This window comes from Methylobacterium sp. B1 (genome assembly GCF_000333255.1).
In the GTDB taxonomy this organism is placed as follows: domain Bacteria; phylum Pseudomonadota; class Alphaproteobacteria; order Rhizobiales; family Beijerinckiaceae; genus Methylobacterium; species Methylobacterium fujisawaense.
In genome coordinates, this window is the sequence record NZ_BACT01000510.1 from 1 (window position 1) to 24,601 (window position 24,601).

Genomic DNA, 24,601 nt, shown 5'->3' on the forward strand with positions numbered 1-24,601 from the left:
CCCGGCGACTGGCCCGACGCCTCGCGCGACACCCAGCCTATCTCGACCTTCTCGGGCCGCTTCGCGCTGCCCGCAACGGAGCGACGCCACTCTACCTGCGCACCGACACCCACTGGACCGCGCAGGGGTGCCTGCTGGCCTATCGCGAGATCATGCGGGCGCTCGGGGCGGTTCCGCCCGCCGATATCGGCGGGCGTCCCGGTACCGTCTCGGAACAGATCATGGATCTCGGCGAGAAGCTGCCCGAGCGGCCGCGCGAGCGGCTGGAGCGGTTCATGCTGCAGCGCGATGCGATGCGGGTGGAGACGGGGCCGCTACTGGCCGCCTACGAGGCGCAGGGACGCGACCGCGAGGTGCATGTCGGCGCGCATGTCGTCTATCGAAACCCGTCCCCGGGGGCCGATCCGCGACGGCTCGTCCTGTTCGGCGATTCCTGCGCCCACTTCGACCCGTTCCTGCTGACCGGGCTGCTCGCCGAGAGTTTCAGCGAGGTTCACTTCGTCTGGTCCTCGAGCCTCGACTGGCCCTACATCGAGCGCGTGCGTCCGGACATCCTGCTGTTCGAGATCGCCGAGCGCTTCCTGGCCAAGCTGCCGAAGGACGATTTCGACGTGGCCGTCGCCGGTCAGCGCGGGACGGGCGGTCGCCTCGCGCGGCTCGGGAGCGACGGCCTGGGACGTGCCGTGGCGCCTCAGTAGATGGCCGGATCCAGGCGGGCGAAGTCGGTGACGCTGGCGGCCTGATACTTGGCGACGGATTCCGGCGCGCAGGCGATCCCGATCATCAGGACGAGGAGTGTCGCGAGGCACGCGAGCGTTGCCGTGACCACGTCGGCATGGCGCCGCAGAGCATGGATCACCAAGCATCCGAACGTGAACAGGGCCGCCTCGGCGACGGGCACCAGCGCGAACGACATCACTTCACCTCCATCGATCTCCCCACGCGATCGGGCCGCTGCGGCACGTGCGCGGCGACGGGTGGGTGCCCGAGAGATGGCTCAGATTGCTGCACCGCAACAGAAGGATCGGCGCAGCCCTGCCTTGCGCAGAACTCGCGGGCCGGCGGGACCGGGCGCACCGGTCGCGCGGTCGGCGCTCCTCGGATGCAGACCGGCATCCGTCTTCACAGACGCCGCGCGAGGCCCATCTGGGTCGGATCGCTTATGGGACCGGAGACGACGATGGGCCTCCTCGTGGACGGCATCTGGCGCGACCAGTGGTACGACACCGCCGCGACGGGCGGCCGCTTCGAGCGCAAGGCCTCGGCCTTCCGCAACTGGGTGACCGCCGACGGATCGCCGGGCCCGTCCGGATCGGGCGGCTTCCGGGCCGAGCCGGGCCGCTACCATCTCTACGTCTCCCTGGCCTGTCCCTGGGCGCACCGCACGCTGATCGGGCGCGCGCTCAAAGGGCTGGAAGACGCGATCTCCGTCTCGGTGGTCGATCCGCATATGGGCGCCGAGGGCTGGGTGTTCGGTGACACGCCGGGCGCGACGCCGGACCCGATCCACGGCGCACGGCGCCTCTACGAGATCTACCTGGCGGCCGACCCGTCCTACAGCGGCCGCGTCACCGTGCCGGTGCTGTGGGACCGGGAGCGCGGCACCATCGTGTCGAACGAATCCGCCGAGATCCTGCGGATGCTGAACGACGCCTTCGGGGGTACGGGTCCGGATCTCTACCCGGCAGACCTGCGTCCCGAGATCGACGCGGTGAACGCTCGGGTCTACGACCGGGTGAACAACGGTGTCTACAAGGCGGGCTTCGCCACCACCCAGGACGCCTATGCCCAAGCCTTCGAGGCCCTGTTCGCCGAGCTCGATGCGCTCGAAGCGCGGCTCGACCGGAGCCGTTACCTCTGCGGCGACCGCGTGACCGAGGCGGATATCCGCCTGTTCACCACCCTGGTGCGGTTCGACGCGGTCTATGTCGGGCACTTCAAGTGCAACAGGCGCCGGATCGCCGACTATCCGAACCTGTCGAACTATCTCCGCGATCTCTATGCCATGCCCGGCATCGCGCCGACCGTCGATCTGACGCATATCAAGCGGCATTATTACGAGAGCCATCCGACCATCAATCCGACGGGGATCGTGCCCCTCGGACCGGAGCTGGATTTCGCCGCCCCGAACGACCGTGCCCTGCGGTTTGCGGCCTAGCCGGCTGCGGCGGGGGTTCGGCCCGTGGTGAGCCCGACGCCGGCCCCGTCCCGATGCCGCCCCCTCGACGGCGGACGCCGTGCGCCTAGTTCGGCTCTCAACCGGAGGATGCCCGACCCGCCATGACCAATCGCCTGCGCCTCGCGCTGCTCTGCGCTCTCGTCAGTCTTCCCTCCGCGGCACGCGCCCAGGCCGCGTTGCGGCTGGACGGCACCTGCGAGAAGCTCGTAATCGGCACGCAGGATCTGAGCAGCTCCTGCAGCAACGTCCTGACGAACGCGGTGAGCCGCAATCGCACCAGCTTCGACTTCACCACCTCCGACGGTCAGGCGCTCAGCTTCAGCGGTAACGGCGCCCAGCAGGAAGCCACCGAGGAGACCGATCCGCTGCAGCCGATCAACGTGGTCACCACCGGAAAGGATGGCGCCCCGATCCTGGCGATCGGCGCCTGCCGCTTCTCCACCCCGGAACCGGGCCGCACCGCGATCACCTGCGAGGCCAGCACGGCCGACGGACGCCCGTTTGCCGGAACGTTCGTGACTGCGGCCAAGGCGCCTGCCGGTGCGCCGGCCGCCGCACCGGCCCGCTGAGCGTCCCTGTCTTTGGGCTGGTCAGATCATGGCGGAAGCCCCATTTAGGGAACTCCACGAAAAAGGTTCCGAAGCCAGACCGATGCTCAACGACACCCTCGCCGGGGGCGGTGCCCCGGCCGGCGACACCGGCACCCTCATCAAGGACACGACCACTGCGAGCTTCCGGCAGGACGTGCTCGCCGAGTCGATGCACCGGCCTGTGCTGGTCGACTTCTGGGCGCCCTGGTGCGGGCCCTGCAAGCAGCTCACGCCGGTGCTGGAGAAGGTGGTCCGGGAGGCCGCCGGCGCGGTCGCCCTGGTGAAGATGAACATCGACGAGCATCCCTCGATCGCAGGCCAGCTCGGCATCCAGTCGATTCCGGCGGTCATCGTCTTCCAGAAGGGCCAGCCGGTCGACGGCTTCATGGGCGCCGTCCCCGAGAGCCAGATCAAGGAGCTGATCGGGCGCGTGGCCGGTCCTCAGCAGGATCCGCTCGAGGCCGCCCTGGCGGACGCCGCCGCCCTCATCGAGGAGGGCGACCTCGCCGGTGCTGCGGAAATCTACGCGGCGGTCCTGGAGCAGCAGCCCGACAACGTCGCGGCGCTGGCCGGCCTCGCCAAGATGCAGCTCGACGCGGGCGAGATCGAGAATGCCAAGCGGGTTCTGGCCATGGTGCCGGAGGCGAAGGCTGGCGATCCGGCGCTCGCCGGCATCCGCGCCGCCCTCGAACTCGCCGAGCAGGCCGCCTCGCTCGGCGATCTCGCGGGCGTGCAGCGGGAAGTGGAGGCCAACCCGGACGCCCATCAGGCGCGGTTCGACCTCGCGCTGGGCCTCGCCGCCCGGGGCGAACGCGGCCAGGCCGTCGACCACCTGATCGAACTGCGCCGGCGCGACAAGGACTGGAACGACGACGGGGCGCGCAAGCAGCTGCTGCAGTTCTTCGAGGCCTGGGGCGTGATGGATCCGGATACGATCCGCGGACGGCGCAAGCTCTCGGCGCTTTTGTTCTCGTGAGGTTCCGGCTCGCGCTTCGGACCACCAATCGGCCCCCCCGGGAGGCGCCATGAGCACCCATGCGAGCTACAAGGGCCCGGCGGATTGTCCCGCGGTCATCCCGGTCTTCCCCCTCTCCGGGGCGCTGCTGCTGCCCCGCGGGCAGATGCCGCTGAACATCTTCGAGCCGCGCTATCTCGCCATGGTCGACGATGCCATGCGCACGGACCGGATCATCGGCATGATCCAGCCGGATCCGGAAGGATCGGGCGGGGCCAATCCGAAACTCTACCGCGTCGGCTGCGCGGGGCGGGTGACCCAGTACGCGGAGACCGGCGACGGACGATACCTGATCTCGCTCACCGGCATCACGCGCTTCCGGGTCGAGAGCGAATTGGCCTCGATCGGCCCCTATCGCCGCTGCCACGTCTCCTATGACGACTTCGCTGTGGACTTCGAGCCCCGGGCGGGCGAGGAGCAGGTCGACCGCGCGGGCGTGCTCAAGGCGTTGCGCGACTTCGTAGAGTCGAACGACCTCAAGGTGGACTGGGCCGGAATCGACGAGGCGCCCGACGAGGCGCTGGTCAACGCCCTCTGCATGATGAGTCCGTTCGGTGTGCGCGAGAAACAGGCGATGCTCGAGGCCCCCGACCTGAAGACGCGGGCCGAGATCCTGATCGCGGTCACGCAGATGGAACTGGTTCGCGGCTCGGGCCCCGAGTCGACGATGCAATAGGCTGCACGAACGATGACCAACGACCTCACCGCCCCCGTCGAAGCGACCCGCGTGGACCCGAAGCTTTTGGAGATCCTGGTCTGCCCGCTGACCAAAGGGACACTGGAATACGATTCCGTCCGCCAGGAACTGATCAGCCGTTCCGCCAAGCTCGCTTATCCGATCCGCGACGGGATCCCGATCATGCTGCCGGAAGAAGCCCGGCCGCTGACGGACTGATCGCCCGGGCCGCTCGTTTGCGCGGGGGGCAGCCCGCGTCGCTTCGCATCCCGAGCGCCCCGTGCTTACGGGACCCACTCCCTCCGGTCGGGCTCGGCGCGCCCCGTGCCGGCCGCCCCCTGCCAAACCTCAGGATGTCGGCGAGACTTGGCATCAGGTCTTCCGATCGGAGAGCAGATTCGGCTCTATCGAGCTTGACTATTACTCCGCCCTTCGCCGACCCTGATCTGTCTTGAGCTAACGCGTGGCGGCCATACTCTTGCCGCTTCGATCGTTCAGCGTCGAGTCATCCCCGATCGATGATTCTGACCGTGCATCCCGCCTCAGGCGGCATCCACTTCGCTGAGAGATCGCCCCGCATGATCAAGCTGACCGCCGTCGCGGCCCTCGCCGCCGGCCTGTTCCTTCCCCTTTGCGCGCCCGCCAGCGCGGAGCCCGGCACGCATAACGGACGGTGGTCGGTGGAACTGGTCACGGAAACCGGTCTGTGCAGCGCCCGCTACACCTACGCGCTCGCCATTCGCGAGGGTCACGTGCAGCTGATCTCCGGCGCCGCCGGCGCGCAGGTGAACGGGCATGTCGGGGCCGATGGCAGCGTCGGGCTCACCGTCAACAACGGCACCGCGAGCGGCACGGGAACGGGGCGGCTCCGGGCCGGGAGCGGCGCGGGGACCTGGAAGGTCTCGTCCCTCTGCTCCGGCCACTGGACCGCGCGGCGCAGCGATACCCGCACCGCGCAGGCCGACTGAGACCGCTCAGACGGCGGCTGCGAGCCAGGTGCGCGCCTCGTCGATGCGGGCCCGCTCGAACACCTTGATCTGGGTCGGCGAGACGAAATTGAAGGTTTCGGCCAGCGCCTTGAGCCAGGGTGCGTCCGTCACCAGGGCGACGTGGCTGACGCTCTTCATCATCGAGAAGCCGAAGCGCGGATCCTTGAAGAAGGCGGCCGGCTCCATGCCCTCGAAGGCGCGGATGTCCTCGAGCAGCTTGATCTTGCCGCCCTTGTCGAGGTCGGCCTTCATCGCCGTCATCATGGCGTTCATCTCTTCGTCGGTGATCTTCCCGTCGACCACGATCTCGGCGACGTTGGAATCCGGCGTCTTGGTATAAGTCAGCACTGATCGCTCCTCCGGGAACCGCATGCGTCCCGGCCAATCTCCGGCCGGGATCCGCCGCCCGTCGCCCGAGTGTCCTACAAAAAGCTCTGCGGGTCGACATCGATGGCGACCCGGACGTTGCCGCGCACCTTCGGACCCCGGGCGATCCAGGCGCGCAGGTAGGCCTGCAGATCGACGTTGCGCTCGGTCTTCACGAGCAGGCGGAAGCGGTATCGGCCGCGCACCAGGGCCAGCGGCGCCTCGGCGGGACCCAGCACCATCACGCCCTCCGGCGGCTCGGCCGCGCGGGCCAGCGCCTGGCCGTGGGCCTCCGCCACCTCGCGCTCGGTCGCCGAAACGATCAGCGCGGCGAGCCGCCCGAACGGCGGAAGGCCCGCCGCCTCGCGGGCCTGGATCTCCTCCGCGTAGAAGCGCTCGGCATCCCCCGACAGGAGGGCCGCGATCACGGGATGGTCCGGCTGGTAGGTCTGGACGAGGGCGCGGCCGGGCTTCTCTCCGCGGCCGGCACGGCCGGTGACCTGCTGCAGCAGCTGGAACGTCCGTTCCGCGGCCCGCGGATCGCCCGAGGTCAGGCCGATATCGGCGTCGAGCACGCCGACCAGGGTCAGGAACGGGAAATTGTGGCCCTTCGCCACGAGTTGCGTCCCGATCACGATATCGCATTCGCCGGCTGCCACGGCATCGAGTTCCTGCCGCAGGCGCTCCGCGCCGCCGGGGAAGTCGCTCGACAGGACGACGACGCGCCGGTCCGGAAACAAGGCCGTGGCCTCCTCGGCGATCCGTTCGACGCCGGGGCCGCAGGCGGTGAGATTGTCGAATGTGCCGCACTCGGTGCAGGCCTCCGGCCGGCGCTCGGCATAGCCGCATTGATGGCAGACCAGCGCCCGGCGGAACCGGTGCTCCACCAGCCAGGTCGAGCAGTTCTTGCACTGGTAGCGGTGGCCGCAGGCCCGGCAGAGGGTCAGGGGCGCGTAGCCCCGGCGGTTGAGGAACAGCAGCGCCTGCTCGCCGCGCTCCAGGGTGCTCTTCACGGCGTTGACCAGCGGCGGGCTCAGGAAGCGGCCGCGCTCGGGCTGGTCGAGGCGCATGTCGATCGCCGCGATGTCGGGCAGGCGCCGCCCGCCGAAGCGCTCGGGGAGCAGGATGTGCCGGTAGCGCCCCCTTGCGGCGTTGACGCGGGTCTCGATGGCGGGCGTCGCCGAGGTCAGCACCACCGGGCAGGACTCGAGACGGCCGCGCACCACCGCCATGTCGCGGGCATGGTAATGGACGCCGTCCTCCTGCTTGTAGGCGGTCTCGTGCTCCTCATCGACCACGATCAGCCCCAGCCGTGCGAAGGGCAGGAACAGGGCCGAGCGCGCGCCGACCACCACCAGCGCCTCGCCCTCGGCTACCGCGGCCCGCAGGCGCTCGCGACGCCTGCCGCCGATTCCGGAATGCCACGCCGCCGGCCGGACCCCGAACCGGGCGGCGAAGCGGTCCAGGAACTGGGCCGTCAGCGCGATTTCCGGCATCAGGATCAGCGCTTGGCGGCCCGCCCGGATGCAGGCGGCCACGGCCTCGAAATAGACCTCGGTCTTGCCCGAGCCGGTGACCCCCTCCAGCAGGACGGGCCTGAGATCGGCCGGATCCTCCGCCGGCGGCCGGTCCCACGGAAAGGGCGCGACCAGAGCCGCCACGGCCTCGGCCTGGGCGGGCGAGAGCGGCGAGCGCGGGAAGTCCGGATCGGGCCGCGGCGCGACCGGCTCGGGCGCGACCGCCACGGTCTCCAGGGCACCGTCGTCGATGAGCCCGTCGACCACCGAGAGCGAGACCCCGGCCTCCTTGGCCAGGGCGCTCTTGCCCCGCAGACCGCCGTCGGCGGCCGCGGCGAGGACCTTGGTGCGGGCCGGGGTCGGCCGGGCCGGGGGCTTGTCGGTGATGCGCACGGCGACCCGGGCGGTCTCGCCGGCCGCCGCCTCGTCGGGCAGGCGCAACACCATGGCCAGCGCCGAGCCTTTCGGCGCCAGCGTGTAGCGGGCGATCCAGTCGACGAGGCTGCGCAGCGGGTCCGACAGGGGCGGGAAGGGCAGGCGGTCGGTCACAGGCCGCAGGTTCGAGCCGCCGGGGCTCTCGGCCACGCCCCAGACGACCCCGACGATCTCGCGCGGTCCGAGAGGCACCTGCACTACGTCGCCGGCGGCGAGGTCGAGCCCGGCCGGCGCCACGTAGCTGTAGGGTGTATCGAGGGCCAGCGGGATCAGGATCTCGGCGACGACGGGCATACTGGGCTTTTCGGGCGGGTCCGTTCCGGGTCCGTACCACAGGCCCGGGAAAAGAACCCGCCGCTTCAGCGATCCCGCAGCCCCGGCACCAGCGGCAGGGCCGCGAGACTCAGGGCCGCCATCGCCCAGAAGGCGGAAGCTCCGAAGGACCCATAGAGCGCCCCGGAGGCCAGGGTCGCGGCGACGCCGGACAGGCCGAGGCCCAGGGTGCCGTAGAGGGCCAGCGCGGTCGTCCGGAGGTCGGCCGGCGTGGTGGCTTCGATGAGCCCGAGGCAGGCGAGGTGCAGGAGAGCGAAGCTCACCCCGTGCAGGGCCTCGACGGCGGCGAGCCACGGGATCGCGGTCGTGGAGCCCAGCACCGCCCAGCGTACGGCCCCCGCGCAGGCCGCGGCCGCGACGCCTGCCGCAGGGCCGATCCGCGCCAGCAGGGGCGGCCCGACCAGCAGGAAGACCAGAACCTCGGCGGCCACCGACACCGACCAGAGGAGGCCCGCGGTGGCCGGCGCGATCCCGGCGGAGCGCCACAGGATCATGGCGAAGCCGTCGTGCATCGCGTGGGCGCCGATCACCAGGGCGGCGACCAGCACCGTGCGGCGGAAGCGCGGCAGCGCGATCAGGGCAGCGAAACCGTGCCACGGCGCCCCGGCCCGGGTCGTGCGGGCCCGATCCGCCGGCAGCGCCAGGGCCGACGCACCGGCGGCGAGGAACAGGCCGCCGCTCGCGACGAGGGCGGCGGCGAGGCCGAAGATCCCGATCGACCAGCCCGCGGCGGCGGTACCTGCGATGAAAGCGGCCGAGCCCGCGCCACGGATCCAGCCGTACTGGAACGCCGCCCCGCCCCGCGCGGCGGCCAGGGCCAGCGCGTCGGCGAGCGGCGCCGGGGCCGCGGTGCCCACCGCGTAGAGCAGAGCCGGGGCGATCAACTGCGCCAACCCGACGCCTGGCAGATGCGCCAGGGTGCTGAGCCCCGCCAGCGCGAGACTCGCCGCAAGGATGGATCTGCCGGCGCGATGGCGGTCGGCGAAGGCGCCGGCCAGCGGCCCGATCCCGAGGCGCAGCGCACCCGCGGCGGCGAGAAGAAGGCCGATCTCAGCCGGCGTCAGGCCACGGACCGCCAGGAAGCCCGGCAGGATCGGCGACAGAACGCCATAGGCACCGTAGAGCGCCGCATACAGGACAAGGAACCGGGGGAGCCCGCCACGTCGTTCCGCCCCTGGCGCCCGCTTCTGCATGGGCGGAACGTAGTCCGGCAGGCCTCCCGAAGTCAGGTCAGCAGGGGCGACGGACGGCGTAGCGGTAGCGCCGCCCTTGCGCGTCGAGCAGCTCGCTGTCGGGACCTTCCTGCCAGACGACCTCGTCCTCGGGCCCCGCCGCGTTGGTCAGGGTCGCCCCACGGACGATGTCGAGGCTGAGGCCGAACCCGTAATTGGTGGCGGTCGCGTCGGTGATCGCGGCCGTGATGTCGGCCTCGTCGGGCAGGCAGGCGAACAAGACGCCGTCGGCGATGGCGAGGGTGTAGGTTTGCACGGAGGGGCTCCAACAGGCTCGAAGAGCGTGGACCGGCACGGGAGCGCCCAAACCTAGGCATCGCCACCGGGATGTGAAGGCTTCCCACCGAATTGCTGCATTGCACCATTTCGTGAGGACAAGCCCCGCGCAAGCCCGCCGCGCCGCGTCTCACCGCCCCAGATGGCTATCGAAGAACCGCGCCATCTCGCCGAACACCTCCTTGGTCTCCGGGGCGTCCGGAGTGAAGAGGTACTGGGCGTGGGACATGCCCTCGAACACCTGGAGGGACGCCTCGATCCCGGCGGCGCGCAGCTTCCGATGGGTGCGCACGGTGTTCGACAGGAACAGGTCGCGGGTGCCGGTGATCAGGATCGCGGGCGGCAGGCCGGCGAAATCGCCATAGATCGGCGAGAGCTGCGGGTCCTTCAGGTCCCGACCGGCGGCGTAGAGCTTGGCGGCCGGCGTCAGGTAGCCGGAATAGCTGACGAGGACGTTGTCCAGCCACTCGTTGGTCCGGTAGCTGTCGCCGGTCTCGGTCATGTCGGACCAGGGCGTGCCGAGGCCGATCGCCGCCGGCAGCGCCAGTCCCTCGGCCTTGGCGCGGAGCATCAGAGCCAGGGTCATGCCGCCGCCCGTGGAGGTGCCGAACACCGCCATGTTCTGAGGCTTCTGCATGGTCAGCATGGCGCGCCACACGGCGGTCGCGTCGTCCATGGCGGCGGGGTAGGGGGCATCCGGCGGCATGCGGTAATCCACCGCGATGACCTTGTAGCCGCCGAGGCCGGCCATCAGGATCGCCTCCAGCGTGCCGGACTCGCCGGGATTGTAGACGTAGCCGCCCCCGTGGATGTGCAGGAGCAGGCGGTTGCGGTTGGCTTCGGGCATCTGCCGGGGCTGGATCACGAAGGCCTTCACGCCACCGATCACGGCGGCCTCGCTGGTGACGCCGAGCTTCTCACGCAGGGCGGGGAGGGCGGCGGCGCCGGCGGCGGCCAGTCGGTCGACCAGGGCCTTCCAGGCCGCGGCGTCCGGCGGGTTCGCGTTCCAGGCCGGCACGCGGTAGGGCGCCGCCACAGCCGTGCGGAATTGCGGACTCGTCGTGTCGGCGGGCACCGGCACGACCTTGGCCGGTACCGTCCGTGGCCCCGGCGCGGCATTGGCCGCTCCGATCTCGGCCTCGAGCTGCTCGAAACGGGGAACTGGCCTCTCGGCGGGTGCGGCCTGCCCGAGGGCGGCGTGGGTTCCGCAGGCGATCATCAGCAGCGCGGACAGGCTCAGGCGCATCTCGGTTCCTCCTGGGCAGCCCGGTCTGCGGACCCGTCTCGGCGGGGGCCGGCTGCGTGGATCCATGAAGTATCCGACGGGGCGGAGCGCGACAGCGGCCCCGGTTACGATCACGGCTGTGCGTTCACGCTTCGAGGCGCGGCAGTGCAGCCGGGGTGGCCGGCTCGACCACCAGGGTCGCCGGCACGGCGCCGTCACCGGCCAGCGCCTCGGCGATCGCCTCGGGGGCGATCGGGTCCTCCGCGGCAGAACCGGCGAGATCCGGCGTTATCCGGGCGGTCTCCCGCCGTGTATCGGTCTCCGCCGCGGCGTGCTCGTCGGCGACGCCGGCCACCGCCTCGGGGGCGATCAACCCGATGGCCGCCGCATGCTCGGCCATGGCGACGCTGTCGCCGGCCAGCACCAGGCTCGATCCGGCCCGGGCGACGGCGCCGGCGAGGCGGACGATCTCCTCGACCCGGGCCGAGTCGCGGGACACGTTGCGGATGTAGACCGCCAGCACCCGCCCGGGATTCTCCTCGACGATCTGCGCGTAGACCTCCGGATCGTGCTGGCCGCTGTCGCCGATCAGCACGAAGGGCAGATCCCGGTAGAGGGCGAGCATGTGGCGGATCAGCGCCTGCTTGTGGTCGGTGGCCCGGCGCGGCAGCGGATGCGTCCAGGACAGGCCCCATTCCCTCAGGAACAGCACCGGCCCCGCCGGAATGCCGTGGCGCTGGAGGAATTCCGACAGCATTTCGTAGAGGCCCCAGGGGGGCCCGGAGAAGTAGAGCATCGGGTTGCCCTCGCCGCCGCCGGCGCCGGCATGCAGGGCCCGGTAGAGGGCGGCCACACCCGGGAAGGCGACCCGGCTCTCGGCATCCTCCACGAACAGGCGCCAGAGCATCGTCAGCTTGTTGGCGACACCGGTGCGCATGACCGTGTCGTCGATGTCACTGACGACGACGACACGGCACTGGTCGGGCGGGATGAACACCGCGCCCTCGGCGGGGATCGGCGGGTCGGCGTCGAGAAGGAGGTCGACCGCGTGCCACTCCCCCGGCGCAGCCGGTCGCGTGCGCGGGTGCAGGTGCAGACGGAAATAACCGTCGCGGTCGGTCTCGACCCGGACGGCGTCGTCGCCGAACCGGGCGGTCACGGCGGCTCCGGCAATCGCCCGCCGGGCGATGCGGCGCCGCAGGTCGCGCCATTGCGCCCGCAGGGAATCGGGATCCTCGCCGGGGATCCCGGGCGATTGCCGGAAGACGCGACCGATCAGGAATACCTCATCGCGTGAGCCGTAGCCGCGGTACGGCTCGACCACGAGGCCGCCCGGTCCCTTGCCGCCCCGGCCCTGCGCCCGGCGGACCGGCCGGGTGAGGACCCGCAGCGCCTTGGTGGCGCCCCTGCGCACGCGTGAGGCCATGGACCGGCCGCTCCCGGGCGCTCAGGCCTGCGGCAGTTCGGGGCTGAGCCCCATCGCGTCGAGGCCCTCCTCCAGCAGATCCCCGGCGTCGGGCGAGCCCAGCAGCTCCCGCACGGCGCCCTCGCCAGCGGCCTCGCGCTCGCGGGCGAAGCGCACGGCCTCGCTCCACTCCTCGGGCTCCATGTCGCCGCGTCCGATATAGAGAAGGGCAAGCAGCTCGGCCCGGGAATCGTCATCGAGCCCGGCGATCAGGCCCCGGACCTCGGATTCCGTGGCGTCGTCGGTGCCGGAGGTCAGGACGTCGGTGGACCCGTCGTCGATCGGGTTCGAGCCCGAATCCGGATCGGTGTTGCCCTCCTTCACCTCGATGGCGCGCAGCCGCATGACGATGTCGGTGACGGTTTCGACGGCGATATCCATGCGCTGATCTCCGAACGCTGACAGGAGCGGCCAAGCGGGGCCCTCAAGCCGCGACAACGGACGAGCGGGCCCGGGGTTCGCCCCATCCCCATCGAAGGCGCGGTGCGTGGTCCGCGCCACTTCCCGGTTGGACCACCGTAGGATAGAGCCTGCGAGACTATTTCGATAACCGGGTCAACATCGGCGATAGACGTGGTTTCTATAGAGTCTGCTGGAACATCCTTCGCCGATACCACCGTCTCCTGCGTACGCGACTCAAGGTCTCGGCGCTCGGCCGGGCGCCGCTGGCACGTCGGCGCCCTCGCGGGGCTCTGCGGAGTGGCCGCATCCGTGCTGCTTGGACCGGACCCCGCCGAGGCCAGGCCCGCGAGCTACGAGGGCAGCGCGCCGAGCTGCTTCCTCACGGGCGGCGGCGCCCTCGAGATCTGCCGGGATGGCTCGGAGGCCGAGGGCGTCCTGATCGCGCCGGCGCCCTGCGCGTTCGTACGCGGCGTTCAGCTCCTGCGGCTTGCCCGTTCCGAGGCACCGGGCCCGATCCAGGCCCTGTTCCAGGGGCAGACCCCGGTGGCATCCCGACGGGACGAGCCCTGCCCGGAGCGCCGCGCCACGGACAGCCGGGATGGCGGCGCCCTGCGCACCGGGCGGACCTTCGAGGCCTTGGTCACGACGCTGCCGCCCACGGCCGACCGGTTCTGGGTCGACCTGCCAGAGCAGAGCACGCGGGCGCGCGGCTGGTCCGAACCGACACCGACGGCCGAGGGCATCGGCCCGCGCGACCCGATCGCGGTGACGGGCCGCACCTGGGCCGGGGAGGCCTACAGCTACGTCTTCCTGCTCGGGCAGGAGCGCGTGGGCGTCACCGGCGGGGACGATGCCGAGACCGAGCGCCGGGGCCGCCGTCGGCGCCGGCGAGCGGAGCAGGACGCGCCGGCGTCCGGCCCGGCCGATGTCCGCCGCCGCGTGCAGATCGAGGCCCGGACCCTCGATTTCCAGACCTTCGAGATCCGCACCCGCACCGCGGACGGGTACGGCCTGGCCTGGACGCCGTTCGAGGCGGGCGCGGGCCGCGGGCGGCGCAGCGACCCGCCCGCCCCCGCCGCGGTGATCGACGAAGCGGGCAAGCCGGTGACCTCGGCCTGCACGGCCCCGGCCTTCGAGACCCACGGGCTCGCCGGTTCGATCAGCGTCGTGGATCGCACCTATCACTACGTCTACACCGACGTGCTGCCCGAGGATTGCGGCCTCGCCCCCGAGAAGCGCCGCACCGGGCTCTTCCTGCGCACCGCGCAGGACCTGTCCGGGGCGAAGGTCTGGTCGACGGCCCGCAAGCTCGCCGGGCCGCTGCCGCCCGGGTCCCTCGTGCGGGTGGCCCGGGCCAAGGGCTTGCAGCGCTGGGCGGTCTCCTACACGTGCCAGCGGCCCGCCAACGCGCCGGGCGGCCCCGTGGCGGACATCTGCCTCCAGTACACCGCCGACATGAACCTCGACGGCATCGGCGCCCTCAAGCTCTACGCCGATCCGGTCGAAGCCGGCCGCTCGCCGGCCTATCTCGGACTGCGCTCGGGGGGCGACGGCAGCGGCCGGTACGATCGGAGCGCGCATTTCTGGATGACGGACGCGGAAGGCAACCTCGACACGCCGGCGATCTATCCGAACAAGGCCGGGTTCCTGACCTGGCTCGACCGGCTCGCTCCGACCGCCTCCGGCCGCGACACGTCGAGCCTCTACGGAAGGCCCGTCTACTGGGCGACGTGGACGGTGCGCCAGATCGGCGCGCAATAAGTCGCGGGAGGCGCTATATGGGCGGCCGACAAGCCGCGCGCGGCGTGCCTGACGGACCCGATGGAAACCCATATCGACCTGTGGTTCGCCGCGAGCATCGTGGCGATCTCGTTGCTCCTCTCGGCTTTCTTCGCGGGCGCGGAGACGGCCTTCACGGCCGCGTCGCGGGCGCGGATGCACGCCCTCGAACAGGCGGGCGACCCGCGGGCCGCGATCGTCAACCGCATCCTGGCGATCCGCGAGCGCTTCATCGGCGCCATGCTGATCGGCTACAACATCGTGGCGATCGGCGCCTCGGCCTTCACCACCAGCGTGCTCACCGCGCTGTTCGGCAAGAGCGGCGTGACCTACGCCACGGTCGGCATGTCGGTGCTGGTCATCGTGTTCGCCGAGGTGCTGCCGAAGACCCTCGCCATCTCCAAGCCCGACAAGGCGGCGCTGCTCACCGCCCGGCCGGTGGCCTTCGCGGTGGCGCTGATGGGCCCGCTGGCCATCGCCATCGAGCACCTCGTGCGGCTGATGCTGAAGCCGTTCGGCGTCACCATCGGCGAGCACCAGTCGATCCTCACCGCCGCCGAGGAGCTGCGCGGGCAGGTGGCGCTGATGCACCGGGAGGGGGGCGTCGCCAAGGCCGAGCGCGACATGCTGGGCGGCCTCCTCGACCTCTCGGACCTGTCGGTCTCCGACGTCATGGTCCACCGCACCAAGATGCGGGCGATCGACGCCGACCAGCCCTCCGAGGACATCGTCCGCGCCGTCCTGTCCTCGCCCTATACGCGCATGCCCCTGTGGCGCGGCACGCCGGAGAACATCGTCGGCGTGCTCCACGCCAAGGACCTTCTGCGGGCGCTCGACGCGGCGGGGGGCGACGCCTCGGGCCTCAAGGTCGAGGCGCTCGCCCTGGAGACGTGGTTCGTGCCGGGCACCACGTCGCTGCGCGCCCAGCTCAAGGCCTTCCTCACCAAGAAGACCCACTTCGCCCTGGTGGTCGACGAGTACGGCGAGGTGATGGGCCTCGTGACCCTGGAAGACATCCTGGAGGAGATTGTCGGCGACATCGCCGACGAGCACGACGTCACGGTCTCGGGGGTGCGCCCGCAGGGGGACGGGTCGGTGAACGTCGATGGCGGCGTGCCGATCCGCGACCTGAATCGCGCGATGGACTGGAAACTCCCCGACGAGGAGGCGACCACGATCGCGGGCCTCGTCATCCACGAGGCCCGGACCATCCCGGATCAGGGGACGGCCTTCAACTTCCACGGCTTCCGCTTCCAGGTGCTACGGAAGGCCAAGAACCGGATCACCACGCTGCGCATCACGCCGCTGACGGCGACCGGGCTCCAGGCCACCGCTCAGCCGGACGCGCAGCGCGACGCGGTGTGATGCCGCGTCCGGGCGGCGGCTTCGACGCCGCCGCGTCCGCGCGCACAGCGAAGCCGTCCGGGGGCGCGATGCTGATGGACCTCGCGGCGTGCCGGGTCACGTCGCGCCACGCGGAATGACGGAGCGCGCGTCTTCGACCGGAATGCGGGTGCGGCACCGGGTCCGGACGACGGTTTTCCCGCCGTCCGTCTGAGGTCCATCCGCGACCGGCCGCGCGCCTCAGCCCGGTATCGCCTCCAGCCCCTCGGCACGGATCCAGTCCCGGGTGCGGTCGAGCGCCCGGCCGAGCCGGTCGAACAGGGCATCGATCTCATCCGGCGCGATGATCAGCGGCGGGCAGACCGCGACGCGGTCGCCGGCAAGCGCCCGCACGATCAGCCCTTCGCCCTGCGCGAAGGCAACGCAGCGCGCAGCGACGCCGGCCTTGGGGTCGTATTGCCGCTTGGTGGCCTTGTCGGCGACGATCTCCAGGCCGCCGATCAGCCCGATGCCCCCGGCCTCGCCCACGAGGTCGTGCCCGGCCAGCGCCGAGAGGCGACGCTGGAACTGCGGTGCCTTCTCGGCCGCCCCCTCAATGATGCGGTCGCGGCGATAGATCTCGATGGCCTTCAGCGCCACGGCCGCAGCCACCGGGTGTCCGGAATAGGTGGTGCCGTGGCCGAAGGTGCCGATCTTCTCGCTCTGGCCGACAAGCGCTTCGTAGAGCGGTTCGTCGATGCTCACGCCGCCGAGCGGCATGTAGGCCGAGGTCAGGGCCTTGGCGAAGGAGATCGAATCGGGCCGGGCACCCAGCGCCTCGCTGCCGAACCACGTGCCGAGCCGTCCGAAGCCGCAGATCACCTCCTCGGCGATGAAGCGGACCTCGTATTTCGCCAGCACCGCCTGGATCGCGGAGAAATAGCCCCGCGGCGGCACGATCGCGCCGCCCGCGCCCATGACCGGCTCGGCGATGAAGGCCGCCACCGTGTCCGGCCCCTCCCGCAGGATGGTCTCCTCCAGTTCGGCGGCGAGGCGGGCGGAATAGGCCTCCTCGCTCTCGCCCGGCTCGGCGCCCCGGTAATGGTGGGCGGCGGAGACGTGCAGGAAGCCCGGAAGCGGCAGGTCCCAGTCGGCGTGATTCGCGGCGAGCCCGGTCATCGACGCACTGGCGACCGTCACGCCGTGGTAGCCCTTCTGCCGGGCGATGATCTTCTTTTTATTCCGGCGCCCGAGGGCGTTGTTGTAATACCACGTGAGCTTGACCTGCGTGTCGTTGGCCTCGGATCCCGAAGACGTGAAAAAGATCTTCGAGGTCGGAACCGGCATCAGCTCCTTGAGCGTCTCGGCGAGTTCGATACCCGGATCGTGGCTGCGGCCGGAGAACAGGTGCGTGAAGGGCAGGCGCGCCATCTGCGCCCGGGCCGCCTCCACCAGCTCGGCGTTGGAATAGCCCAAGGCCGTGCACCACAGGCCGGACATGCCCTCGATATAGGGACGCCCCTCGGTGTCGTAGACGTGCACACCCTCGCCGCGCTCCAGAACCAGCGGACCGATCTGTCGGTGCGTCGACAGGTTGGTGTAGGGGTGGAGAACGGTTTCGACGTCGCGGGTCGCGAGATTCGAGAGCATGGTTCGCAAGGTCCTCGTGCGAGGGTCACCGCCGCCACACTACCGACCCGATGCCCCGGCAGGTAGCCCGAAGGACCCGCGGCCGGCCGTTACCGGACGCATGCCGCCCGCGACCGCCTCTGTTGACGCCCGACCGATGCTCAATCCGGAAACGTTCGTCGCACAACCCGCCCCCGGCCGCGCCTGCGGCGCCTGCACGCTCTGCTGCAAGGTCTACGACGTGCCCGCGGTGGAGAGCGTGGCCGGACAATGGTGCCGGCACACCAGGGCCGGCCAGGGCTGCGCCATTCACGCCACCCGGCCCGACCATTGCCGGGCATTCCACTGCCTCTGGATGACGGAAGGCTGGCTCGGACCGGAATGGAAGCCGGATCGCGCCAAGATGGTGCTGAGCCTCGACCCGCTCACCCGCAACATGAACGTCCAGGTCGATCCCGGCCAAGCGGGCGCGTGGCGGCGCGAACCCTATTACGGGCAGCTCAAACGCTGGGCCGTCGCCTCGGTGCCGCTGCGGCGGCACGTGCTGGTCCACGTCAACAAGAGCACCACCGTCGTCCTGCCGGACCGCGATGTCAGTCTCGGAGTGGTCGGCGCCGACGAACGCATCGTCACCACCGACCGCATGACCCCGCAGGGCCCGAGCTTCGACGTCCGGAAAGTCCCGGCCTGAGCCCATCGGCCCCGGACCGGAGGAGCCCACTCTCAGGGGCTCATGAACACGTAACCGCTCCGTTTCAGCACTCCGGGTTGGACGCCCGTCAGCCGGGCGGATTGCCTGTCCCGCAATCCGGTGCCCGGCGCCTCCGGCACCGTGGATGCGCCCCGGACGAGGAAGCGACAGCGCGGCATCCCCACATCCCGGTCGGGCGCGGAGGGGAGGCGGGCTCCACGCGCCGCCGGCGCCGCCGCGGCGCGGTCGCGATGAGATGATGCGCGCGTCTTGCGGAACCGGCCGGTTTGCTCAAGTGATCGGGCATGACGACAGTTCACGATCTCAGCGTGTCCGCGGCCGACGGCACGCCTTACCCGCTCGCGCAGCATCGCGGACAGGTGCTGCTCATCGTCAACACGGCCTCCCGCTGCGGCTTCACCCCGCAATATGAGGGCCTGGAGGCGCTGTGGCGCCGATACCGGGAGGAAGGTCTGACGATCCTGGGCTTCCCCTGCAACCAGTTCGGCGCCCAGGAGCCGGGCGACGCCACCGAAATCGCGCAATTCTGCTCGCTGCGCTACGACGTGAGTTTCCCGGTCCTCGCCAAGATCGCGGTGAACGGGCCGGATGCCGATCCGCTCTACGCCCATCTTACCCAGGCCCGACCGGGGCTGTTCGGCACGCGGATGGTCAAGTGGAACTTCACCAAGTTTCTGGTGGGTCGTGACGGCCGGGTCATCGCCCGTTTCGCGCCCGGGACGAAGCCCGCGGCCCTGGAGGCGAAGATCCAGGCGGCCCTGGCCGCGCCAGCCTGAGCCGCGTCGGCGTGACCCTGGCGTCAGACCGCGTCGAGATCCGCCGCCTCGGAGGCGGGAACGCGGCGTCGGTCGACCCGCTCGCGAGCCCGCAGCACCGTCCGCAGGGACGCGACCGGGAAGGGGCGCACCGACTCGCGCAGGATGCCCGTCAGGAAGCGGATCTCGGCGATCTTGCGCAAGGTCAGGTCGGGGGCACCGGCGCTCTTTGCCCTGCGTTCGAGGTCCGAAAGAGCGTCGAAGAGCGCGTATCGCGCGGGCAGATCCCGGAACGATTGCTTCGAGGCAATCAGCGTCGCCAGTTCGCCTTCAAATCTGCATCGGACAGGCTGATCGGAACGCATTGTCGACTCGAACACAATGTGCGCCGACCTTAAAACAGTGTTCGCAGCTTGTCAGCCGCTGAAGCCGACCGGGCGCCGCGAATGCCGGATTGTTGCCCAATTGCATCTGCGCGACCGACCGGATTTCCGGTCTCGGCTCAGCCTTCGACACCGACGAACGCGGCCGCCGCCTCGAACTCGATCCGGCGCGCCGCGAGGCGTGCTTCCGCCTCCGCGTCGCGCCCCCAGACGGCAGCCTGGTAGGTCTCGTCGACGTGAGCGGCGTCCCAGGCTTCCGCCGGGGCCAGGCGGCCACGCAGCACCGCCAGCGCGATCAGAAGGGAGCCGGTCAGGGTGGTCAGGGTGTGCAGTCCGGCCAACCGGAACGGATCCGTCACCGCATTCACCGCCGTGGAGAGGGTCTGGATCGTGTCGGCGGGCTGCTCGACATGCATGACGCCCTCGCTCAGGATCACCCGCGCACCGAACTCGTCCCGCGCCCAGGCGAGGATCGGGTCCCAGGCCGCCGCCTGCGCCGCCACGAGGCGCTCCGGGTCACCAGCGCGATAGGCCACGAGATCGGTGCCGGCATAGGCGCAGAGATCGGCCGCCACCGCAGCCAAGCGGGGCGTGACGCCGTCGATCGCCGTGTTGGCGAGCCGCGTCAGCGGCATCTGTGCCGGGTCGATCGCAGTGTCCTGGGCCGCCCATTCCGCCGCGACCCGCTCGGCCAGGGCGCGGCTCGGGAGCCGCAGCGGGTTGCGGGCCGGCGTGTTGGCCGGACGTCCGTCCAGGGTCAGCCGGAAGCCCTCGGCCTCCTCGGAGAAGCCGGCCTCCGTGTAGAACCGCCGGGGCAGGGCGGGCTTGGAATGGCCCCGGGCCGCACGGATCGGGTCGGGCCGCGCGCCGTCGCCCGGTTCGCCGAGCCAGTCTGTCGTCTGATCGCTCATGGACGCGAGATAGGCGTTTCCGGCCCGGCGCGCGAGCCTTTCGCCATCAGCCGCCCGTCGCGAGGCCCTCGAGAAGCAGCACCTCCAGCGCAGCGGCCGTCGGGACGACCGTCACGGCCCCGGCCCCGTAGAGCGCGTCCGGCGGATGATACCCCCAGGCGACCCCGATGGCCGTGGCACCGGCCGCCACGCCCATGGCGATGTCGAAGGTCGTGTCGCCCACCATCACGGTCGCCTCCGGCGCGCAACCGGCCTCGCTGATCGCCTGCCGCAGCATGGTCGGGTCCGGCTTGGACGGCGCGTCGTCGGCGCTCTGGGTCGTGGCGAACCACTCCGCCCAGCCGTGATGCGCGATCAGCCGGTCGACGCCGCGCCGCGACTTCCCCGTCGCGAGGCCGATCAGCACGTCCCCACGGTCATGGAGCCGGGTCAGCAGGTCGGCCATCCCGGGGAACAGTGGTTCCTCATGGGCCGGATCGAGCCGCAGGCGGTTGTAGGCCTGCTTGTAGCTCTCCGAGAGTTCCGCAACGGGGCCGTCCTCGCCGACCAGACGCCGGAAGGCCTGCGGCAGTGACAGGCCCACCACGGACAACGCCTCGCGCCGCCCCGGGGCCGGCAGGCCATTCTCCGCGAAGGCCACCTCCTGGGCCGCCACGATCAGGTGCTGGCTGTCGACGAGGGTGCCGTCGACGTCGAAGACGACGAGCCTCATCGCCGACGACGCGCCAAAGGCGGCCCCGACGGCGCGGATGGGCGGATGTCGGACTCGGTCACGGCTTCCGGCCCGGCTGTGCCGGCGCGGCCGCGGCGGGCTGACCGCCGGGAACCCGGGTCCGCTCGTAGCCGAGCCGGCAGCGGATCAGGAAACGCCGGCGCTTGCCGCCGCGCAGGCCGCGCTGGTGCGAGGCGCGATTGCAGGCCGCATAGGAACGCCGGCGGCGCTCCGCGCGGGAACTCGCGGCCGGGCGCTGCGCGGCCTGCGTGGGCGCCGCATTCGCGGCGGGAGCGGCGGGCGGATGCGGCGACGCCGCCTCGGCCGGATGGGCGCCGTTCGCGGTCGGCGCCGCCTTGGCTGCCTCGCCCGGTGCGGCGTGCGCGATCGGCCCGGTGAGGCACAGGGCGGCGAGGCAGGCCAGCATCGCGAGCTTCATATGTCAGGGTCTCGAACCGCCGGAAACTGGCCCCGCAGCGGATCGGCGGGGCGCGGGCAGCATATGAGGCGGCACGGCCGATTGCCAAGGCATGCGCGGCACGGCCCGCCCCGATGACGGTCCACTTTCACCGGGGATACCGCAGCGCACATCTCCCGCGACAATGATTTGGGGATGGAAGGGGGATCCGGCGATGGGGCTCCTGCGGCTGCCCGCTTTGATGCGCGAAACCGACCTCTCACCGGAGACCGAGACCGCCTCACGCGCGGTCCTCTGAGCGGGGATCCCGCCATCCGGCGCGTCGCGTCGCCGCAGTGGCACCTGGGCGATCGTTTGAACCGAACGCAGGCGCCCGTCTTCGTTGCACCCTGCGTGCCGGCACGGCGGCGCAGGCGCGACGGACCGCCGGAGCCATCATCCCTATCCGCCAGCGAAGCTTGCAGGAGCCTCGACCGGACGGGCGATCGTCCCGTCGATGCATCCGGGCCGGGTCGAGGATACCGGCATCGCGACGCGCATTCGGCCGAAGGGCGACGGGCAGGGCGAAGCGGTTCTCCTGCCCGACCCGGGTCGTGGCGGCAGCTCAGGAGGTCCGGCGCGGACTCGACCAGGCGCGGCACCGTCGCGACGGCATCCCGGGCGCGGCCCCGGCGGCGATCGGCGGGTCGCGCCGCAGGGCGGCGGCCGGAAGTCCCGGACGCCCTGACGAACCCGGCCGTGCCCTGGCTGCCCGCTCAGGCTTCCGGGGCCTCGACGATCGGGTCGTAGCGGGTGGCGTCGAAGCCCAGCAGGTTCCAGCTCTGCGCCATGTGGGGCGGTAGCGGCGCGCTCACGTCCACGGGCTTGCCGGTGCGCGGATGCGGGATGACGATCCGGCGGGCGAGCAGGTGCAGGCGGTTCTGGATGCCCCCCGGCAGCTCCCAATTCTCCACGGAGAAGTATTTCGGGTCGCCGACGATCGGGTGGCCGATATGGGCCGCGTGGGCGCGCAGCTGGTGCGTCCGTCCGGTCACCGGCTTGAACGACAGCCAGGACAGCTTCTGGGCCGCCTGATCGACCATCGCGTAGTAGGTCAGCGCGTGGCTCGCCCCCTCGTCGCCGTGCTTGGCGACGCGCATCCGCGCGTCGGCGTCGGTGGGCTCCTCCTTGGCGAGGTAGGTCGAGACACGCCCCTGCCGGACCCGCGGCACGCCCGCGGTCAGCGCCCAGTAGATCTTCCGCGCGGCCCGGGAGCGGAAGCTCTTGGCGAGCGTCGCGGCGGCGAGCCGGGTCTTGGCGACGATCAGGCAGCCGGCCGTATCCTTGTCGAGCCGGTGGACGAGCCGCGGCTTCTGGCCATCCGGGCCGGTGAGGGCGGCGAGCAGGCCGTCCACGTGCCGGACCGTCCCCGAACCACCCTGGACCGCGAGGCCGAAGGGCTTGTTGAGGATCATCATGTCGGCATCCTCGTAGAGGATGAGCGACCGGATGAATTCGGCATCGTCCTGCTCGCGGGCGGCGTTGCGCGGGCGCTCGGAGGGCTGGTCGAGGCGCAGCGGCGGCACGCGCACGCTCATGCCCGGCTCCAGCCGGTCGTTCGGCTTGGCGCGCTTGCCGTCGACGCGCAGTTCGCCCTTGCGGACGATGGTCTGCACGCGGGTGAAGGGCAGGAGCGGGAAACGCGCGGTGAGGAAGCGGTCGATCCGCATGCCGGCCTCGTCCGGCTCGACCATCAGGGTCTGCACCCCGGAGGCGAGCGTCGCGGAGGCGGCCGCGCGCTGCTCGCGGCGGGTCGGACCCGGTGTCGGCGCGGGGGCAGCGGCAGGGGCAGGCGCAGGGGCCTCCGAGCGCTTGGAAACGGGCCGGCTGCCGGGCTTCGCCGCCAGCGGACCGCGCGGCGCGGCGGCGTCGCGCCGCGGCTTCGCGGGCCGGGCCGGGACTGCGGCTGCGGCGCCCTGCGCACCCCAGGGATCGCGCGCACCCGCATCGTCGCCGCGATTGCGGGCCGCGCGCTCTGCAGCGTCGCGGGCGCTGGTGCGCGGGCCCGTGCGGGCACGGCCGTCGGCCTGGAACTTGCCGGGCTTGAACTTGCCCGCATCGAACTTGCCGGCCTGAGGCTTGCGCCCCTTCGGCCCGCCGCTTTTGGGAGGTCGTGTCGTCATGCTTCCGCCGGCACCCGTCTCCGCTTCGGACGGAGCGTCCGGGCGCATGGGCCGCGGCGTCGCGGACGTCCGGACCGATGGGATTGCACGGCTGTAGCATCGCCCGCGCGCAGCGGCAAAGGCGGCAGCGCGATCGCGCCCGTCAGGGCTCCGCGTCCCACGCCGCGCGGAGCCAGGCCTTCAGGCCGGTCGGGAAGAGTTCCGGCCCGCCCGGGACGTCGAGCCCGTCGAGATCGCACCACCGCGCCACGCAGGCGGTGCCGCAATCCTCGTGAAAGACGAAGCGCTCCTGTCCGTCGAACCAGCCGGGCGGCAGGGCGACCGGGAACAGGAACAGCACCTCGTGCCCAACCTGCCCCTCGTGCAGGAAGATGTTCTCCACGACGCGCGGGCCGCCGAGCACCGTGACGGTGACGCCGAGCTCCTCTTCGAACTCCCGGATCAGCGCGTCCTCGGCCCTCTCACCGAATGCGACGCTGCCACCGAGGGGCCGGACACCTGTCAGCCGCCCGTCATCCGCATGGATCTCCGCCACCAGCAGGCTATCGCCGCGCCGGGGGAGCCCCAAGGCCTTCACGCGGATCTCCGCAGGGGGACGCCAGACCGTCATGCCGAACCGGCTAGATCGTTCCCGACGGCGCCGCAACGAACCGGCGGGCCGCCGCGTCGATCCACGACAACTCCCGGACGTGCGGTTGACGCCCGGACGCACGACGGCCAAGCTGTTCCTCGACGGTTCCCCTCGGGGATCAAAAGGGAACGCGATGAGGGGTCCGCCCCGAAGCCGCGGCTGCCCCCGCAACTGTAAGCGGCGAGCCCTTCACCACCACGTCACTGGGTCACCCCGGGAAGACGGTGCGAGGGCGGCGACCCGCGAGCCAGGAGACCTGCCGTCAGCCGTGGTCACACGCGAAACGCGCCGGGCGGGGTGTCCTGGCGGGTGTCGAGGCGCCGTCCATCCCGAGGGGAGGCGGCCGCCGAGGCCTCGTTCGCGGTGACGTGCCACAGCAAGCGCGCCCGCGACGCCGTTCCCATGTCCGTCTCCACCGTTTCGCGACCTGCGATCCCTGTTCCGGGGGGCCTCCGCGCACCCGTTCAGACTCAGGTTTCCAGATGG

At 71.3% G+C, this 24,601-nt stretch carries 26 protein-coding genes and 1 riboswitch; of the genes, 11 read left to right on the forward strand and 15 right to left on the reverse strand.

Going from position 1 to position 24,601, the window contains the following annotated elements:
* The coding region (locus I53_RS14995) for a hypothetical protein (protein ID WP_043352031.1) at nucleotides 1–698 on the forward strand (698 nt) is incomplete at its 5' end.
* Here the strand turns inward: I53_RS14995 and I53_RS15000 are convergent.
* Nucleotides 692–916: a hypothetical protein gene (locus I53_RS15000; protein ID WP_043352033.1), complete on the reverse strand. Its 225-nt coding sequence runs from the start codon at nucleotides 914–916 to the stop codon at nucleotides 692–694. The genes I53_RS14995 and I53_RS15000 overlap by 7 nt on opposite strands.
* Nucleotides 917–1,180: 264 nt before the next feature.
* Between I53_RS15000 and I53_RS15005 the strand changes: the two genes are divergently transcribed.
* The 6 genes from I53_RS15005 (at nucleotide 1,181) to I53_RS15030 (ending at nucleotide 5,428) form a co-directional block, all read left to right on the forward strand.
* A complete protein-coding gene (locus tag I53_RS15005; RefSeq protein WP_043352075.1) occupies nucleotides 1,181–2,158 on the forward strand; it encodes a glutathione S-transferase family protein in 978 nt (325 codons plus the stop codon).
* Nucleotides 2,159–2,280: 122 nt separating this feature from the next.
* Nucleotides 2,281–2,748 (forward strand): hypothetical protein, encoded by a 468-nt coding sequence (locus I53_RS15010; protein WP_043352034.1) that lies wholly within the window; start codon nucleotides 2,281–2,283, stop codon nucleotides 2,746–2,748.
* Nucleotides 2,749–2,830: 82 nt separating this feature from the next.
* Nucleotides 2,831–3,745: a thioredoxin gene (gene trxA, locus I53_RS15015; protein ID WP_043352036.1), complete on the forward strand. Its 915-nt coding sequence runs from the start codon at nucleotides 2,831–2,833 to the stop codon at nucleotides 3,743–3,745.
* Between the two features lie 49 nt (nucleotides 3,746–3,794).
* The gene (locus tag I53_RS15020) at nucleotides 3,795–4,460 is read left to right on the forward strand and encodes an LON peptidase substrate-binding domain-containing protein (protein WP_043352038.1); all 666 of its coding nucleotides are present in this window, start codon (nucleotides 3,795–3,797) and stop codon (nucleotides 4,458–4,460) included.
* A gap of 12 nt (nucleotides 4,461–4,472) precedes the next feature.
* Nucleotides 4,473–4,679, forward strand: coding sequence for a Trm112 family protein (locus tag I53_RS15025; protein ID WP_043352039.1), 207 nt, complete (start codon nucleotides 4,473–4,475; stop codon nucleotides 4,677–4,679).
* A gap of 359 nt (nucleotides 4,680–5,038) precedes the next feature.
* On the forward strand, nucleotides 5,039–5,428 hold the full coding sequence (locus I53_RS15030; RefSeq protein ID WP_043352078.1) for a hypothetical protein: 390 nt from the start codon (nucleotides 5,039–5,041) through the stop codon (nucleotides 5,426–5,428).
* Nucleotides 5,429–5,434: 6 nt separating this feature from the next.
* Here the strand turns inward: I53_RS15030 and I53_RS15035 are convergent, their stop codons facing one another.
* From I53_RS15035 to I53_RS15065, 7 genes are all read right to left on the reverse strand, one after another.
* On the reverse strand, nucleotides 5,435–5,797 hold the full coding sequence (locus I53_RS15035; RefSeq protein WP_043352080.1) for an STAS/SEC14 domain-containing protein: 363 nt from the start codon (nucleotides 5,795–5,797) through the stop codon (nucleotides 5,435–5,437).
* 74 nt (nucleotides 5,798–5,871) lie between these two features.
* A complete protein-coding gene (locus I53_RS15040; protein WP_043352040.1) occupies nucleotides 5,872–8,061 on the reverse strand; it encodes a primosomal protein N' in 2,190 nt (729 codons plus the stop codon).
* Nucleotides 8,062–8,126: 65 nt separating this feature from the next.
* Complete coding sequence (locus I53_RS15045; protein ID WP_043352042.1) at nucleotides 8,127–9,293, reverse strand: MFS transporter; 1,167 nt, start codon at nucleotides 9,291–9,293, stop codon at nucleotides 8,127–8,129.
* 37 nt (nucleotides 9,294–9,330) lie between these two features.
* A complete protein-coding gene (locus I53_RS15050; protein ID WP_043352044.1) occupies nucleotides 9,331–9,588 on the reverse strand; it encodes a hypothetical protein in 258 nt (85 codons plus the stop codon).
* Nucleotides 9,589–9,738: 150 nt separating this feature from the next.
* Entirely contained in the window at nucleotides 9,739–10,854 is a 1,116-nt protein-coding gene (locus tag I53_RS15055; RefSeq protein ID WP_043352045.1) for an alpha/beta hydrolase, read from the reverse strand.
* A gap of 124 nt (nucleotides 10,855–10,978) precedes the next feature.
* The gene (locus I53_RS15060) at nucleotides 10,979–12,259 is read right to left on the reverse strand and encodes a phosphatase domain-containing protein (protein WP_043352049.1); all 1,281 of its coding nucleotides are present in this window, start codon (nucleotides 12,257–12,259) and stop codon (nucleotides 10,979–10,981) included.
* A gap of 21 nt (nucleotides 12,260–12,280) precedes the next feature.
* On the reverse strand, nucleotides 12,281–12,679 hold the full coding sequence (locus I53_RS15065) for a DUF3775 domain-containing protein (RefSeq protein WP_043352051.1): 399 nt from the start codon (nucleotides 12,677–12,679) through the stop codon (nucleotides 12,281–12,283).
* Nucleotides 12,680–13,009: 330 nt separating this feature from the next.
* Between I53_RS15065 and I53_RS15070 the strand changes: the two genes are divergently transcribed.
* Nucleotides 13,010–14,461 (forward strand): hypothetical protein, encoded by a 1,452-nt coding sequence (locus tag I53_RS15070; protein ID WP_251982325.1) that lies wholly within the window; start codon nucleotides 13,010–13,012, stop codon nucleotides 14,459–14,461.
* Nucleotides 14,462–14,521: 60 nt separating this feature from the next.
* Nucleotides 14,522–15,844 carry an HlyC/CorC family transporter gene (locus tag I53_RS15075; protein ID WP_043352055.1) on the forward strand — a complete coding sequence of 441 codons (1,323 nt, stop codon included), beginning with the start codon at nucleotides 14,522–14,524 and terminating at the stop codon, nucleotides 15,842–15,844.
* Nucleotides 15,845–16,063: 219 nt separating this feature from the next.
* On the opposite strand, the gene I53_RS15080 is transcribed toward I53_RS15075, so the two are convergent.
* Nucleotides 16,064–17,452 carry an aminotransferase gene (locus I53_RS15080; RefSeq protein ID WP_043352057.1) on the reverse strand — a complete coding sequence of 463 codons (1,389 nt, stop codon included), beginning with the start codon at nucleotides 17,450–17,452 and terminating at the stop codon, nucleotides 16,064–16,066.
* 136 nt (nucleotides 17,453–17,588) lie between these two features.
* On the opposite strand from I53_RS15080, the gene I53_RS15085 reads away from it, so the two are divergent.
* Nucleotides 17,589–18,122: a hypothetical protein gene (locus I53_RS15085; RefSeq protein WP_043352059.1), complete on the forward strand. Its 534-nt coding sequence runs from the start codon at nucleotides 17,589–17,591 to the stop codon at nucleotides 18,120–18,122.
* Between the two features lie 305 nt (nucleotides 18,123–18,427).
* Nucleotides 18,428–18,919 (forward strand): glutathione peroxidase, encoded by a 492-nt coding sequence (locus I53_RS15090; protein WP_043352061.1) that lies wholly within the window; start codon nucleotides 18,428–18,430, stop codon nucleotides 18,917–18,919.
* A 23-nt stretch (nucleotides 18,920–18,942) separates the two neighbouring features.
* Here I53_RS15090 and I53_RS15095 read toward each other — a convergent pair whose 3' ends face one another.
* The 6 genes from I53_RS15095 to I53_RS15120 all read right to left on the reverse strand — a co-directional run bounded on the left by I53_RS15095 (nucleotide 18,943) and on the right by I53_RS15120 (nucleotide 24,061).
* Entirely contained in the window at nucleotides 18,943–19,263 is a 321-nt protein-coding gene (locus tag I53_RS15095; protein ID WP_043352063.1) for a hypothetical protein, read from the reverse strand.
* Nucleotides 19,264–19,400: 137 nt separating this feature from the next.
* On the reverse strand, nucleotides 19,401–20,192 hold the full coding sequence (locus tag I53_RS15100; protein WP_043352065.1) for an ATP12 family protein: 792 nt from the start codon (nucleotides 20,190–20,192) through the stop codon (nucleotides 19,401–19,403).
* Nucleotides 20,193–20,238: 46 nt separating this feature from the next.
* Entirely contained in the window at nucleotides 20,239–20,904 is a 666-nt protein-coding gene (locus tag I53_RS15105) for an HAD-IA family hydrolase (RefSeq protein ID WP_043352067.1), read from the reverse strand.
* A 58-nt stretch (nucleotides 20,905–20,962) separates the two neighbouring features.
* The gene (locus I53_RS15110; protein ID WP_043352069.1) at nucleotides 20,963–21,343 is read right to left on the reverse strand and encodes a hypothetical protein; all 381 of its coding nucleotides are present in this window, start codon (nucleotides 21,341–21,343) and stop codon (nucleotides 20,963–20,965) included.
* Nucleotides 21,344–22,077: 734 nt separating this feature from the next.
* Entirely contained in the window at nucleotides 22,078–23,484 is a 1,407-nt protein-coding gene (locus I53_RS15115) for an RluA family pseudouridine synthase (protein WP_043352071.1), read from the reverse strand.
* Nucleotides 23,485–23,626: 142 nt separating this feature from the next.
* Entirely contained in the window at nucleotides 23,627–24,061 is a 435-nt protein-coding gene (locus I53_RS15120) for an NUDIX hydrolase (RefSeq protein ID WP_374701328.1), read from the reverse strand.
* 139 nt (nucleotides 24,062–24,200) lie between these two features.
* Nucleotides 24,201–24,394, forward strand: a riboswitch (cobalamin riboswitch).
* Nucleotides 24,395–24,601: the final 207 nt, after the last annotated feature.

Bases quoted from the DNA above. Each gene is read 5' to 3' on its own strand.
- I53_RS15000 (WP_043352033.1), bottom strand. From the start codon at position 916: ATGTCGTTCGCGCTGGTGCCCGTCGCCGAGGCGGCCCTGTTCACGTTC.
- I53_RS15005 (WP_043352075.1), top strand. From the start codon at position 1,181: ATGGGCCTCCTCGTGGACGGCATCTGGCGCGACCAGTGGTACGACACC.
- I53_RS15010 (WP_043352034.1), top strand. From the start codon at position 2,281: ATGACCAATCGCCTGCGCCTCGCGCTGCTCTGCGCTCTCGTCAGTCTT.
- trxA (WP_043352036.1), top strand. From the start codon at position 2,831: ATGCTCAACGACACCCTCGCCGGGGGCGGTGCCCCGGCCGGCGACACC.
- I53_RS15020 (WP_043352038.1), top strand. From the start codon at position 3,795: ATGAGCACCCATGCGAGCTACAAGGGCCCGGCGGATTGTCCCGCGGTC.
- I53_RS15025 (WP_043352039.1), top strand. From the start codon at position 4,473: ATGACCAACGACCTCACCGCCCCCGTCGAAGCGACCCGCGTGGACCCG.
- I53_RS15030 (WP_043352078.1), top strand. From the start codon at position 5,039: ATGATCAAGCTGACCGCCGTCGCGGCCCTCGCCGCCGGCCTGTTCCTT.
- I53_RS15040 (WP_043352040.1), bottom strand. From the start codon at position 8,061: ATGCCCGTCGTCGCCGAGATCCTGATCCCGCTGGCCCTCGATACACCC.
- I53_RS15045 (WP_043352042.1), bottom strand. From the start codon at position 9,293: ATGCAGAAGCGGGCGCCAGGGGCGGAACGACGTGGCGGGCTCCCCCGG.
- I53_RS15055 (WP_043352045.1), bottom strand. From the start codon at position 10,854: ATGCGCCTGAGCCTGTCCGCGCTGCTGATGATCGCCTGCGGAACCCAC.
- I53_RS15060 (WP_043352049.1), bottom strand. From the start codon at position 12,259: ATGGCCTCACGCGTGCGCAGGGGCGCCACCAAGGCGCTGCGGGTCCTC.
- I53_RS15065 (WP_043352051.1), bottom strand. From the start codon at position 12,679: ATGGATATCGCCGTCGAAACCGTCACCGACATCGTCATGCGGCTGCGC.
- I53_RS15075 (WP_043352055.1), top strand. From the start codon at position 14,522: ATGGAAACCCATATCGACCTGTGGTTCGCCGCGAGCATCGTGGCGATC.
- I53_RS15080 (WP_043352057.1), bottom strand. From the start codon at position 17,452: ATGCTCTCGAATCTCGCGACCCGCGACGTCGAAACCGTTCTCCACCCC.
- I53_RS15085 (WP_043352059.1), top strand. From the start codon at position 17,589: ATGCTCAATCCGGAAACGTTCGTCGCACAACCCGCCCCCGGCCGCGCC.
- I53_RS15090 (WP_043352061.1), top strand. From the start codon at position 18,428: ATGACGACAGTTCACGATCTCAGCGTGTCCGCGGCCGACGGCACGCCT.
- I53_RS15095 (WP_043352063.1), bottom strand. From the start codon at position 19,263: ATGCGTTCCGATCAGCCTGTCCGATGCAGATTTGAAGGCGAACTGGCG.
- I53_RS15100 (WP_043352065.1), bottom strand. From the start codon at position 20,192: ATGAGCGATCAGACGACAGACTGGCTCGGCGAACCGGGCGACGGCGCG.
- I53_RS15105 (WP_043352067.1), bottom strand. From the start codon at position 20,904: ATGAGGCTCGTCGTCTTCGACGTCGACGGCACCCTCGTCGACAGCCAG.
- I53_RS15110 (WP_043352069.1), bottom strand. From the start codon at position 21,343: ATGAAGCTCGCGATGCTGGCCTGCCTCGCCGCCCTGTGCCTCACCGGG.
- I53_RS15115 (WP_043352071.1), bottom strand. From the start codon at position 23,484: ATGACGACACGACCTCCCAAAAGCGGCGGGCCGAAGGGGCGCAAGCCT.